Consider the following 13913-nt stretch of genomic DNA (forward strand, 5'->3'; position numbering starts at 1 on the left):
ATAAATAATTAAAACGATATTAAGTTTGTCAGGTGTGTCAGGATTTAGCGCGAAACACTGGTCAATTACTAACAGCCAGTTTTTACAACTGCCTCGTATTTGCAATGTTATTTTTCACTATATTTACTTGTTTTTATGATTTATCATAATATCAATAGTTTAGTATAAAAGTGGCTCTACGAGATTTTATGCTTAATTTGAGTTACGTATAATTATCCCTTATAACATTTCCTGCATTCATTTTTTGAATAAAAATTGTATTAAAAGGAATAATTATGAGTAGAGACTCTAGCACATTACTAGGACACCCGAAGGGGCTGTTCTTATTGTTTGGTACTGAACTATGGGAGCGATTTTGCTTTTATGGCATGCGCGCCATTCTTGTCCTTTATTTAACTTCAAAAACAATGGACGGTGGTTTCGGCTGGACAACAAAAGATGCGCTAAGTCTTTACGCGACTTATACCGGGCTTGTTTACCTTACTCCTCTCATCGGTGGTTGGATTGCCGATAACTTTTTAGGACAACGCCGTTGCGTCATGATCGGTGGTGTGGCAATGGCTGCAGCACAATTCGTTCTTGCATTACCTAATTCAGTTGTTGGGGATTCTGCATTGCATGTCTTTTATGGTGGCCTCGCGTTGATGATCATCGGTAATGGTTTATTCAAAGCAAATATCTCAACTATGGTTGGTGATCTTTATGAAGAAGGTGATAACCGTCGTGATGGTGCATTTACTATTTTCTATATGGGTATCAATTTAGGTTCGCTACTAGCTGGTATTATTGCAGGTACAGCTGTAACAATCTGGGGTTATAAAGCAGGCTTTGCAACAGCAGGTATCGGTATCTGTATTGGTTTAACGCTTCAAATGTTATTTGCGCGTCGCTACTTGGGTAATATTGGCATTGACGCTGCCGCTAAACGTGATGCAGCTAAAAACAAGTCAGGTAAAAAAGAGCCATTGACGAGAGTTGAACGTGATCGCTTGAAAGTAATCATGATCATGGGTCTATTTGTTATTGTCTTCTGGGCTGGCTTTGAGCAAGCTGGTGGCTTAATGAATATTTATACTCAACAATATACGGATCGTATGATTGGTAGTTTTGAGGTACCGACAGAGTGGTTCCAATCACTTAACCCGTTCTTTATTATTACCTTAGCGCCTGTGATTGCTTCACTATGGGTCAAAATGGGATCTAAGGAGCCAAGCTCACCAATTAAATTTGCAGCAGCATTGTTCTTCCTAGCCATTGGTTTCCTATTCATGGTGGGAGCAGCGTTAGAGCAAGGTGGCGACTTAACTGTTAAAACATCTATGTTATGGCTTGTGGGCGCGTATTTCTTCCATACACTGGGTGAACTATGTCTATCACCAATCGGCTTATCGATGGTAACCAAACTTGCACCATTACGTTTATGTTCACTACTGATGGGTGTGTGGTTATCGTTTAACGCATTAGCAAACTATGCAGCGGGTATTATTGGCTCACATGTTGGTGATGCAGGTGCACTATCTATTTTTGGTGGTATCGCAATTGCTGCAACACTATCCGGTCTTATTCTTATCATGTTCTCTGGTAAGTTAATTGACTGGATGTATGGTGCAGAAGGCCAACCAACGACTGCAATGAAAGAAGCGGAAGCTACACTTGCAGAAGCGAACTAAAATTTAAGCGATTCATCTCTTCGTTTAGCCCATAGTTAGTAATAACTATGGGCTTTTTTGTTATAATTTAGATGGTAATTGCTCAATATTCGACATTTATTATGACAGGCAATAGGTAAATGATATGAACAAAGGCTGTAATCTCTTAGATGCTAAATAACTATAAAATCAAAAATGTAACTTTTTGCTCTAACCGTGCCGTTTTAAGTAATGGGGAAAAACAACAAGTACTGAATTTTACTGAAGCTAAGTTACTCGAAATTCTGTTAAGTAAGGCCAATGAGATAGTGTTAAAGGAAACCTTAAAAGAGTTTGCTTGGCAACATACTGTAGTAACTGATTCTTCTTTAACGAAATCTATCGCCAAGTTAAGAAGAGCGCTGGCATTTTTTTTCGAAGATGAAGAATTAATAATAACTATCCCAAGAGTAGGCTATAAATTTGTTTCTCATGATGTTGAACCTGTAGCTAATGTCGATACAAGTATTGAAGAATCTCTTATAACTAAAGATGATTTAACGGGTAATGTTCAACTAACTGATTATAAAGAAAAGAACAAATTCAAACAAAGTGTATGTAGTAAAGTATTACTTACATTATCTATACTATTAATTGCCGGATCGTTATTTAATTTTTTACGTTTAATCCCTACTAAAAATGAACAAGTTATTGCAGAAGGTTACCATATAACAGCGCTGACTAGTGGTGGCTTTTCTCATACAGTTATTACTCGAAAAGGTATAGAGTTAGACCCAAAACTTAGCTTTTTATTATCACAGCAGAAGTGTAACTGTTTATTTTTTGTCGATAAAATTTCAGACCATTTTAATATTTCTTACTTTGATCCCAAGAATGCAAAAGGGAGAAGCTTTATTCTTGATGAGAAAAACCTTGTTGAAAAGTTAAGGGTAAACTTATCTCAAGGAGAACCGAAATGAGAATGTGGTTACTGTTTGTTATTTCAGCATCTATATTCGGCTATTCACTCTGGTTCAGCCATAATAAGTTTGTTAATCACGATAATTTTTCCTCCGAACTTCGTGAGTCCACTGATCTACATGGTGATTGGCATATTCTAACCAATGTTAAGTTTACGCATAATAAATATACGGCAGAAGTATTTGTTGATGGAAGTGGTATTGATGAAACAGCCATTTTTAGGGAAAAAGGGCGTTTGTACAGTTACTACGATGGTAGTTACCGTGTGAAATCAGATCTTACTTTACTCCAACAAGCAAAAGTGGATAACGCATCAAAACCATCCCCTTACACACATTTTTTATTTACCTCTCAACAAGGAAAGTATAGAAATTTTAAGATGATATATAACGATCAGCATGTAGTGATTATTCATGTTAATGATAACGACTATGTACAGTTATATGTTAAGAGTAGCCCTAATCAATAAAATAACGGCGATATGAAGTGCCATATCGCCGTTCAGCATCAGATCGAATTAGAAATGGTATGTCACATTTGTCATTAACGTTGCTTCGTTTTGAAGGCTTCGTTTTAATAGAGCAATAGTTGTATCATCTTCAGCTGTATGAAGTGTATAGCCTAGCTCGCCACCAAATGTCCAATGGTTTAAGTTATACTCAGCACCTGCTTGCACACCATATACCATCCCATCAAGATTGCTGTTGTCTTCAGCCATTTCGTAGCCAAGGTTAGCACCAGCGGTTAGGTTAAAATTATTAGTTAAATTGAAGACGTAATCATACTTAGCTTTTACTGTATCTAAGCCTGTTGAATCACTATCGTCATAAGACAGTTCTTCATGAGTGTAACCTAAGGTTAAGCGATGATGATCATTAAGCGTTACACCACCATGAATACCGTAAATCGCGCTATTGTCCAAATCTGTATCTTTATTTCCAAGAGCTGACTTTGCTTCCATTGCACCTGAAAGTCGTAAACCAAGATCTGCCCCTACAAAGTAATCTTGTTTAACTGCGGCTTGTGCTGAAGTAACTGCGAATGCTGAAATAACAAGTGCTAATGGAGTAATAATCTTTTTCATGTTTTATCCTATTTATTGTATGAATTTTACAACTAAGTGTTTGTCACTCTAAGTTGCTAATTACAATAAGTTGGAATGACCTAAATGCTAAGGGAATAGCAAGGAGAAACGCGGATAAAATATAAAGCATTTAAAAACATATGTTTAGTTGTTTATTTTTAGAAGTATTTACAACTTTTCTTCAATAAAAACGACAATAATACATTGTTTTATAATAATTGTATGGTGTTTTAAATTGTGCGGTAACAATGTTGAACAATCACTACCGATTTTTGAGGTCATTAAAGGTTTTTGAGTTTATATATCATCCATGACGTCAGAAGTAAGCTACAAAAAGGTAGGGCGACCCATACTCCGTTAACGCCAAAAATATGTGCGAACGTAAAGATGAAGATAGAGATAAGAATTAACTTGCCACCGGTTAATAACGACGCTTCTTTTGCCATGTTAATTGATTGGAAATAGGTCGCACCAATGAGTAATAACCCTTCGAAAGGTAATCCCCAAAAATAAAGATGCATACCATTTATAGCTACAGGTTGAAGCAGTTGATTATCACCCGCGAATAAATACACGACATAATCGGGTAAGCTGTAAAGTATCGTTACACCAATGAATGCGACAGTAAGAGTAACGGCAAAAGCAAGGTTTCGTGCTTTGATCACACGAACTTTTAAACCTGCACCTGTATTAAAACTTGTGATCGGTTGTGTGCCTAATGCAATGCCTTCGAAAATTAAATAGAAGAAAGCTTCCGTATAGCTCACGATGCCGTAGGCTGCGATATGAATCGGTTTACCGACCATCAAGAAAGCTTTGTTGTGCAAAATCAGTACGACAGAAAGGTACATATACATGAGTAAACTTGATGTTCCGAGTTTTAATATTTGTAAGCAGGTATCAAGTTTCAGTTTTAGGCTGTCCCAATGAATGCGTAGTGACGATTTATAGCTAAAGAAATGTTGTAAACACAATATACTGGTGGCGGCTTGAGATAGCATTGTGGCAATAGCTGCGCCTGTTAATCCCCAGGGGATCACCACAATAAATAACCAGTCTAAGAAGATATTCAGCAGACCACCGAAAATCATGATGTATGTTACACGTTTGGGTTGCCCATCATTACGTAATAGTGATGAAAATGCCATTGAGATGATGGCAAAGAAACCCATACTGAAGTACCAGAAGAGGTAATCTTCAGCCATTAATAGGATTTTCCCCTCAGCGCCAACCCATTGCAGTATATCTGTACCAAATGTGATTCCTAATCCACAAATAATCATTGCTGCAATTAGACATAAGCTGAATGCGTTCCCAACAATTTTTCTCGCTTCGTCTGTTGCATCTTCTCCCAGTTTTATCGAAACTAATGCCGATGCACCCATACCAATAAGAGCACCTATGGCGTAAAGAATGGAGCCAATCGGATAGCCAAGCATGATTGCAGCAAGCCCTTCTTCACCAATAAAGTGACCAACAAACATGCCATCGACAGCAACATAAATGCCTGTGACTAACATGGCAGTGATGGTTGGGAGTGTATAACGCCAAAATAGACAAAAAATAGAATCATCACGTAATGATAACGGTTGAGATGAAGAGTCTGACATAAGAACATTCCGTGTATGGTGATAGGAGCTATCACGCTAAAAACCGTTTAAGTTAGATGACACTTATTCGGTTAGAGTAAAATTTTGGCGCATTTTCAAACGGAATGGGCAATTAGTCAATCTTATAAATTGCAGTTAAGAATAGATAACGTAAAACAGGGGATTGATTATCATGACGTACAAAAGGATGTTTAAGAGACATGTTGCCATTTGTCAAATGAAAACGTTGTTTTACCGACTCAGCAAAACTGCTCTCACTGGATTGAAGCTTTATTCCTGTTGCAGCATATTCAAGATGATTATCAGGTAATTCACCAAGCCACCAAGCCACCAAGCGGGAATTTCTTTACTCGCTTTACTGCGATCAAACCAATGATCAGCAATCACCATAAGGTAGTGTTGATCATTAGTAGAAAACTTGCGTTGTACTTGTTCAATAGTATTAAGTAATGCATCTCTACGGGCTTTATTAGCACTAATGAAGTGATGAGCAATCACCCAGATATATGATTGCTCGTGCTGTAGGCAATAGATAGCTTGCGAGGCATGTTGGTTTTTGTCTATGTGGGTAATTTTGACGGGTTTGTTTTGGTGTGCACAATTAGCTGCAATACGGCGGCAAAGGGTTTTTGCTAAATGAGCTTCTTGCATGCCTCGGTTATGAATCGTTGGGTAGTGTTGATCACATAGCAACATGCAATCGTGAGCAAATTCCTCAACGCTCGTTGCTAAAATATCACTGAACAAAATGAATGACCTTCATGAAATAACATACACACCAATTAAAGATGCAACAAGTTTATCGTAGCATAAAATTTTGCAATGTCATGTAATTCATGAAGTTTTAATGATATATGACAAGTATATAAAAAAAGACCTGTACCAATTGGGATTTAGATACAGGTTACTAGACAGTGAAAAGCATTCACTAAAACTAATAGGTGTTGTGTGGATTAATTTGATGTCGTCGATTTCTGATCTCTGTTGGCACCAATGTTAGCTAATCCACGTTTAAATTTGTCTCTGCGACTTAATAAAAGCAAGCTTGCAATAACGATATAGATGACTGGTTCAATAATGCCAGATTTGACAGACCACAAATAATGAATTGGACTCAATATTAAAGCAAGGTATACCCAGTTATGAAGTTTTTGCCAGCGTGAACCTAATATACGTTGTAATTTTCGAGTAGAAGTTAAAGTCAGTAATAATAAAATTAGCCAGCTAATTGCGCCAATGGCTAAATATGGACGTTGAGTGATTTCTTCACCGACTAATGCCCAATCAAAACCTAAGTCAAGCGAGACATAAACACTTAAATGTAGCAATGCCCAAAAAAAGCTATATAAGCCCAAGACTCTTCGTGTTTTAACTAACGCCCCTTGCTTTAAGTACATAGCAATAGGGCTAATAAGCATAGTAATGAATAATGTATTCAGTGCCGCTTTTCCTGTGAAGTGCTCAATGTCTTTAACTGGATCTGCACCAAAACCACCATTGAATGTTTGAAGAACTAATACAATAAGAAAGAATAAGCTAACGGTATGAATCATCACTTTCAGCCAAGTAATATGTTTAGGGTTTAGCTTAAAAAAACGTTTCTTTCTTTGAGATTTCATTATTAATAGTTCCTTTTTAGATCCATACCTTTATATAAGCTCGCAACAGCATCCGAATAACCGTTAAACATGGTGGTAGGCTGACGTCGACTACTGAATATATTTCCTTCTCCTATAAAGCGTTCACTGGCTTGGCTCCATCGAGGGTGATCGACTGTTGGGTTTACATTGGCATAAAAGCCGTATTCATCTGGCGCTAATATATTCCATGTTGTTGGTGGCTGTTTGTCAGTTAATGTAATACGTATAATCGATTTAATGCTTTTAAAACCATATTTCCAAGGTACAACTAAACGAAGCGGCGCGCCATTTTGTGGTGGAAGAGTCTTACCATACAAACCGACAGATAAGAGTGTGAGAGGATGCAGTGCTTCATCAAGGCGTAATCCCTCTACGTATGGATAATCAATGCCGCCACCTAATGAGCGCGACGCTTGTCCTGGCATTTGCTTTGGATCGTACAAGGTTTGAAAAGCGACATATTTCGCGCTACTAGTCGGATCAGCACGTTTAATAATATCGCTTAAGCTAAACCCAATCCACGGAACATTCATAGACCATGCTTCTACACAACGTAACCTGTAAATTCGCTCTTCTAATGGAAACAAAGAAAATAAGTCATCATAGTTGAGTGTTAAAGGCTTATTAACAAGGCCGTCAATCTTTACTTGCCAAGGATTGGTAACGAAATTTTCAGCCCGAATAGCAGGCGATGATTTATCCGTACCAAACTCATAAAAGTTATTATATTGAGTGAGCTTATTTTCCGGTGTGAGTGACAGATTCGGATCGGATAACGGTGATTTTATAGTAGAAAGCGGGCGACGGTTATCGATGGTTTTCTTATCGTCACTTGAGAACACATCAAAAATACCCGCACTTGCATTAGAGGCTAATGGAAGACTTGCTGCTGCAATTCCTAACTTTTTTAAAATGTCGCGGCGTTGATGATAAATGGACTCTGGCGTGACATCATTTTCACTTAAATCCCATTTGTTAGTTCTCTTAATTAGCATAACGTTCCCTACAAAAATTGGCTTAATAAATAGACCCGATTAAGGACATAAAAATTTCAGATAATACAAATTATTTGAAAACTCTATAAACAGTACGTAAGAAGTCTGATAAGTAGATGCGATATAATGTATTTTTATTTGGGAGGAATGAAGTTGGTAAGACATTCATATGATGCCGATCTTGAATTGCAGCATATCTATATTGAAGTGCATGCGGAACGGTATCATCACCTTAAAGCATTTATAGAAGCCTATTACTGTTTTACCCATGCAGCCGTCACTAAGCAGGATAAGCCTGATTGGCAAGCAATTTTTGATGTGGGTATTCGAACAACAAATGCTGCTAAGATCATGGATCGTAAATTGCTTGTAAAAGATATGTTAGTGCCGTTATCTGTATTAATTGGCTATATGAAAACTATGGTAAGAGATGATGTTTTGACTATTGAAGGTTTGCGTAATCTATTAAATAAGCAATTGAAGTATGTGGTAATGACACGTAAAGAATATGCTTATTTAACGAAGCAAGGTTTACGAGATGCAATGCCGATTAGCTTTTACCAACGTGAACATAAATATTATAAGCAGATTTCAGCGCGTTATGATGTGGCAGGTATCACATTAGTCGAGTAAGTCGTATGAAAAATGCAGTGTATCTATTGATAGTCGCAAAAAGCGCATATATTCTGGCTTACATGTGTACGCTGAGTGTAGAGTGATTATAGGATGACAACTCAACAGCAAAAACCTCCTTTACTTTGGTTAAATGTCGCCGTGTTTAGTGTGACGCTACTCGTTGCGATAATTGGTGTTCCGCTTTATGCGTACCAATATGGTTTCGATTGGACACAAATATTAATGTTAGTTATAGCATTTAGCTTTTGTGGTATGTCTATAACGGCGGGATATCACCGTTTATGGTCACATAAAACTTATCAAGCTAATGCAATGCTCCGTTTCATCTTCGCAATTGGCGGTGCATTTGCTTTGCAAAATAGTATTTTGCATTGGTCTTCAGATCATCGTATTCATCACCGACATGTTGATAATAATGATAAAGATCCTTATTCAGCGAAAAAAGGTTTCTTTTATAGCCATATAGGCTGGATGTTACGTGATTACCAAGCTAGCCGATATCATGACTACGACAATTGCCGTGATTTACAAAAAGATAAAATAGTAATGTGGCAACATAAATATTATCTGTTGCTGGCGATTGGTACTAATTTTGGTATTCCATTAGCTTTCGGGTTGATTCATGGTGATATTTGGGGAGCATTATTGCTTGTTGGTTTTCTTCGACTAGTACTAAGCCATCATACGACGTTTTTCATCAATTCATTGGCGCATATTTGGGGATCTCAGCCTTATACTGATAGAAATACCGCGCGTGATAATGGGTTATTAGCTTTTTTGACTTTTGGTGAGGGATATCATAATTATCACCATATTTTTGAAAATGACTATCGAAATGGTATTTGCTGGTGGCAGTTTGATCCAACTAAATGGTTAATTAAGTCATGTTCATGGATAGGCTGGACAAGAAATTTAAAAGTTACGCCAGCTGACCGAATTGAAAAAACCAAAGCAAAAATGCAATTTAAACGGATTCAACAACAATTGAGTAAGATGCCGAATAATGTTGTAAGGCTGACTCAGCTACAGCAAGAATATGAAGCTTTGATTACTAAAATTTCAGATTATTACCAAGCAAAAAAGCGTTTGCTTGATATGGAAAAGCAAAAAATAGCCAGCAGCTATGATAATTTTGAGTTTATTCAGCAATATAAATCTATGCAAGCCCGACTAGAGCAACAACGGCGTGCATGGAAAGGTTTGATGCAACAATATACGATGTAACTTGATAAGCACCTTAGTATTGAAACAGTAAGTAGAGAGTTGTTAAGTTTACCGTAACCTAACAGCTCTTTTTTTGTATTAACGGTATAGTAGTATAGATATAATTGATTTTTCTATTATCGGCATAGTTAAGTTATGTAACTGATTGATTAAAATGATCTGCTTAATCTAAAACATAACGCTCTCTAGTAGAAATTGCAGATATAAAGTACTATGGATTATAGAGATTTGTTTATAGTTTGTATTAGAGAGTAATACAGGATATGCAACAATATGTATGGGTTTGTTGCAAATAGACTCAGGAATTTATTAACGGAGACATCGTTTTGTACCGCGCATTGCTTCTTTCACTTACTTGTTTGGTATCTTCTGCTGCAAATGCAATTGAATATCAATTACCAACCGATGGTAGTAATATCGTTGGTACACCTAACTACTACGAAGTACAAAAAGGGGATAGTCTCGCTGATATTGCCAATAAGTATAATGTTGGATTTTTAGGAATGATGGCCGCGAATAAAGGTATTGATCCTTTTCTTCCTGCTCCTGGGCGCTTGCTTGAAGTTCCAACAAAGGTTGTTTTACCAGATGTTGCTCACAAGGGGATTGTAGTCAATCTTGCTGAACTTCGTTTGTATTTTTTTCCAAAAGACGATGCATCAAAAGTTTATATTTTCCCAATCGGTATCGGTCGAGTTGGGCGTGAAACTCCAAGCATGACAACAAGTATCAATCAAAAAGTGAAGAATCCAACATGGACACCGCCGGCTTCTATTCGTAAAGAACATGCGGCTAAAGGAGATATTCTACCAGCCGTTGTTCAAGCGGGTCCTGATAACCCATTAGGCAACTATAAAATGCGTTTAGCTTATGGCCATGGTGAGTACCTTATCCACGGTACAAATAAGGATTTTGGTATTGGTATGCGTGTAAGTGGTGGTTGTATTCGTATGAACCCGTGGGATGTTGAGTGGCTATTTCCTCATGTTGCATTGGGCACACAAGTCCGAATAATTAACCAACCTGTCAAATATTCTGAAGAACCTGACGGTAAGATTATCGTTGAAGTTCATTCACCATTATCGAAAGATGAATCACAAATGGGTGAAAAGAAAGTGGTTACGGCACCTGCAAAACTGATTGATGATTTGAATTACAATAATGATGCTTACCAAGTGTTAACCAAGGCATTAGATAATCAAACTGGTATTCCTGTTGTTTTGAATTAATTATATTTTAAATGATATCAAACGAGAGCATATGCTCTCGTTTTTTTTTGCCTTCATTAAATGTGTAATAACGATGCTGGTGGATATGATGACGTATATGAATAATTGCATTAATAGATGACATAAAGCGCGACAGGAGGTTTAACGGCTTTATCATTAATAGCCAAAAGGATTCTTTATATAAGTATTCGAATTAATAATATTTAAAATTAACTTATCAAACGTAAGATAGTCTCTTTTTCTCTGATTGATGTTAGGAAATGATAAATTGAAACTGTCTAAAGGGAGGATTTTTTCATATCATAATAGAGAGTTGAATACTTAATCGAGGTAATTATTAAGAGCGTATGATTGACGCAGCGAATGAATTGGTTGGTCTAATTTGGATAAAAAAAGAGATGGCTTATAAAAGCCATCTCCTTAAAGTATTTAAGCTAAGACAAATTACTTAGTGTAAGAACCAGCAATGTTGTCAATACGCTTGTTAGCACGCATAGCTTCTTGATAAGCTGCGTCTGATGCTGCACGAGAGTCGTTTACAGCGCTAACGATTTGGTCTTGTTGACCTTGTAGTGCACTTACTTGCTCAGCTAAAGTGTCTACTTTGTTAGTAATAGTTTGCATTTGGTCTGCGTCAGTGCTTGAACAACCTACTAGAGATGCAGATAGTAGAAGACCAGCTAAGATAGTTACAGTACGTTTCATTTTTTATAAATCTCCATATTGATTTTGCCACTACAACTGAGTGTGAAAGATTGAGTTGGCAAATTCATTATGGCATAACTTCTTAAAATTGCTCATTAATTTTTTTCGGTCAGTTCAAAAAAATCACGTTAATACTGATTTTTTGGTTAAAAAATAAACAATTATGACATTAAATTTTCATATCGTTTCAGTTACTAACTATGCGTAATCCCGCTTGTAATAAGGGCTAGAGCTATATTTATGACTTTAGAGAAACTAATAAGTCAGGTTAATGTAAAAAAATATTATTAACAAAAAAAGGAATATAACAGACGAATAAATGAACGAAAATACAAACAAAAATTGAGAACCAGTTCACATAATCTTTTATATTCGATTTCATCAATTCATATCTACATACCGAATATTATTCGCTTTGTTGTATATTATATTATGTCGGTAATCATTATGAAGCGTTTGATACACCTTTAATGATATCTGGAATTACTGAAATAAGTGGTGCAGGGCTGAGAAGGTGTGGCACTTTATTAATAAGTTCACCGTTAGGTAATAAGAAGTAAAAGTAGGAATTGTGATCAATCGTATATTCAAGAGCTGAATCTTTTAAACCTGTACGTATGTATAGGACACCGTATTTATCAGCTAACTCTTGTGTTTGTTCTTGGGTTCCTGCCATACCTGTAATAGATGAATGGAAGTGTTTTGCATAGTTAGCCGTTTTTACTGCAGTATCACGCTCTGGATCTAAAGTTATAAATATTGGCCAAATTTTGTGGCGTTGCTCTGCAGGAATTTTTCTCAAGGCAGCAGACATCACTGCTAATGATGTCGGACATACATCTGGGCAATGTGTGTAACCAAAATAAACTAAACGTATTCTTTGATCTTCGGGATTATAGAGGTCAACGGCTTTACTACCTGATTCAAGAATATTAAGAGGGTAATGAGGCTCTATAGCGAGTGAAGTGTCGCGACTATCAAGCATATAGCTTGTCGTTAGTCCTGCGATTAATGCGATAGATAGAATAACCCATTGGTATTTCATTTGTTTATCCTTAAACAAGTTTAATAGTACAGCTGTGATTATGCTTTGGTTGTCCTTTAAGTGTAGGTATGTTTAGTGCTTTTGTGAGGTAAATTTACCCTTGTTCTAAAAAATACAATTCAAAAAAAGGCAACCAAATGGCTGCCTTCTTTAATGGACTTTTAGATAAATTATTTTTGCTCAGTTGCTGCAAACTTTTCTAATCCCCAAACAACCAGAATACCTAGAACCATTGCGCAAATGGCGTATCCGATCAGTGCGGGTTGTCCAGTAACTTGCTCGAAGTTAAATGGTGACAAGTTATGTTCAAGTAATGGTACTTGTTCACCATGTGAATTTACACGCCAACTTACCACTTCTTTCCAAGGCCAGATTTTACTTAATGTACCGATCATTAAACCTGTTAAAAAAGTTAGTGCAATATCACGGTAGTTACGAAGGACCCATGATAAGAAGTGCGAAAACGTTAATAGCCCTGCAACACAACCTATCGCGAAAAGACCAAGCGTAACAACATCAATAGATTTAGCAGCCGCAAGAATCGGTGCATACATACCTAGCAGGAGTAATATGAAGCTTCCAGATATTCCAGGTAAAATCATGGCACAAATTGCAATAGAACCAGCAATAAGTACGTTGATAGGCGATGGCTCCATTGCGACAGGGTGAAGGACGGTAATCCCATAAGCAAACACAGCGCCAATAACAATGGCAATAAATCGATTAATAGACCATTTTTCTACTTGTTTGAACATATGGATAACAGAGATAATGATCAAACCAAAGAAAAATGACCATAATGGAATTGGATGGGTTTCTAGCATCCAAGTAATGAGTTTAGCAAAGGTAAAGATACTGGTTAAAATACCAGCAAATAAACAGATCAAAAATGTGCCGTTTATATGTTCAAATGCCCCTTTAAGCCCTTCTTTTCGAATGATGCCAATAAGCGATGGGTTAATACGACGGATGCTTTCAAGTAAGGTGTCGTAAATACCAGTGATAAAGGCGATAGTGCCGCCAGAAACCCCAGGGACAACATCTGCAGCCCCCATGGCCATGCCTTTTAGAAAGGTGAAAAGTTTAGTCATTAGATTATGTATCTCGATGATAGCCAAAAACATTTGGTGCATTAT

General features: G+C 36.9%; 14 protein-coding genes. 6 read left to right on the forward strand and 8 right to left on the reverse strand.

What is annotated here, in order from left to right:
* Nucleotides 1-275: 275 nt before the first annotated feature.
* The 3 genes from SKA34_RS08540 (at nt 276) to SKA34_RS08550 (ending at nt 3078) form a co-directional block, all read left to right on the forward strand.
* The gene (locus SKA34_RS08540) at nt 276-1670 is read left to right on the forward strand and encodes a peptide MFS transporter (RefSeq protein ID WP_039859861.1); all 1395 of its coding nucleotides are present in this window, start codon (nt 276-278) and stop codon (nt 1668-1670) included.
* A gap of 149 nt (nt 1671-1819) precedes the next feature.
* On the forward strand, nt 1820-2608 hold the full coding sequence (locus SKA34_RS08545; protein ID WP_006645113.1) for a winged helix-turn-helix domain-containing protein: 789 nt from the start codon (nt 1820-1822) through the stop codon (nt 2606-2608).
* Complete coding sequence (locus SKA34_RS08550; RefSeq protein WP_006645114.1) at nt 2605-3078, forward strand: hypothetical protein; 474 nt, start codon at nt 2605-2607, stop codon at nt 3076-3078. The genes SKA34_RS08545 and SKA34_RS08550 overlap by 4 nt, the downstream gene beginning before the upstream one ends.
* A gap of 48 nt (nt 3079-3126) precedes the next feature.
* On the opposite strand, the gene SKA34_RS08555 is transcribed toward SKA34_RS08550, so the two are convergent.
* From SKA34_RS08555 to msrP, 5 genes are all read right to left on the reverse strand, one after another.
* Nucleotides 3127-3693 (reverse strand): outer membrane beta-barrel protein, encoded by a 567-nt coding sequence (locus tag SKA34_RS08555; protein WP_006645115.1) that lies wholly within the window; start codon nt 3691-3693, stop codon nt 3127-3129.
* Nucleotides 3694-3974: 281 nt separating this feature from the next.
* Nucleotides 3975-5303 carry an MATE family efflux transporter gene (locus SKA34_RS08560; RefSeq protein ID WP_006645116.1) on the reverse strand — a complete coding sequence of 443 codons (1329 nt, stop codon included), beginning with the start codon at nt 5301-5303 and terminating at the stop codon, nt 3975-3977.
* Between the two features lie 270 nt (nt 5304-5573).
* The gene (locus tag SKA34_RS08565; protein ID WP_006645117.1) at nt 5574-6050 is read right to left on the reverse strand and encodes a hypothetical protein; all 477 of its coding nucleotides are present in this window, start codon (nt 6048-6050) and stop codon (nt 5574-5576) included.
* 206 nt (nt 6051-6256) lie between these two features.
* Nucleotides 6257-6922, reverse strand: a complete 666-nt coding sequence (gene msrQ / locus SKA34_RS08570) for a protein-methionine-sulfoxide reductase heme-binding subunit MsrQ (RefSeq protein ID WP_006645118.1) — start codon at nt 6920-6922, stop codon at nt 6257-6259.
* Nucleotides 6923-6924: 2 nt separating this feature from the next.
* On the reverse strand, nt 6925-7938 hold the full coding sequence (gene msrP / locus SKA34_RS08575) for a protein-methionine-sulfoxide reductase catalytic subunit MsrP (RefSeq protein ID WP_006645119.1): 1014 nt from the start codon (nt 7936-7938) through the stop codon (nt 6925-6927).
* A 147-nt stretch (nt 7939-8085) separates the two neighbouring features.
* Between msrP and SKA34_RS08580 the strand changes: the two genes are divergently transcribed.
* From SKA34_RS08580 to SKA34_RS08590, 3 genes are all read left to right on the forward strand, one after another.
* Nucleotides 8086-8571 (forward strand): hypothetical protein, encoded by a 486-nt coding sequence (locus SKA34_RS08580; RefSeq protein WP_006645120.1) that lies wholly within the window; start codon nt 8086-8088, stop codon nt 8569-8571.
* A gap of 93 nt (nt 8572-8664) precedes the next feature.
* Nucleotides 8665-9798 carry a fatty acid desaturase gene (locus tag SKA34_RS08585; RefSeq protein WP_006645121.1) on the forward strand — a complete coding sequence of 378 codons (1134 nt, stop codon included), beginning with the start codon at nt 8665-8667 and terminating at the stop codon, nt 9796-9798.
* A 326-nt stretch (nt 9799-10124) separates the two neighbouring features.
* A complete protein-coding gene (locus SKA34_RS08590) occupies nt 10125-11027 on the forward strand; it encodes a L,D-transpeptidase family protein (RefSeq protein WP_006645122.1) in 903 nt (300 codons plus the stop codon).
* Between the two features lie 444 nt (nt 11028-11471).
* On the opposite strand, the gene SKA34_RS08595 is transcribed toward SKA34_RS08590, so the two are convergent.
* The 3 genes from SKA34_RS08595 to SKA34_RS08605 form a co-directional block, all read right to left on the reverse strand.
* Complete coding sequence (locus tag SKA34_RS08595) at nt 11472-11732, reverse strand: Lpp/OprI family alanine-zipper lipoprotein (RefSeq protein WP_006645124.1); 261 nt, start codon at nt 11730-11732, stop codon at nt 11472-11474.
* 445 nt (nt 11733-12177) lie between these two features.
* Nucleotides 12178-12777: an SCO family protein gene (locus tag SKA34_RS08600; RefSeq protein WP_006645125.1), complete on the reverse strand. Its 600-nt coding sequence runs from the start codon at nt 12775-12777 to the stop codon at nt 12178-12180.
* Between the two features lie 170 nt (nt 12778-12947).
* Entirely contained in the window at nt 12948-13868 is a 921-nt protein-coding gene (locus SKA34_RS08605; protein WP_039860114.1) for a DUF368 domain-containing protein, read from the reverse strand.
* Nucleotides 13869-13913: the final 45 nt, after the last annotated feature.

Origin of the sequence: Photobacterium sp. SKA34, assembly GCF_000153325.1 — a bacterium.
Classification (GTDB): Bacteria; Pseudomonadota; Gammaproteobacteria; order Enterobacterales; family Vibrionaceae; genus Photobacterium.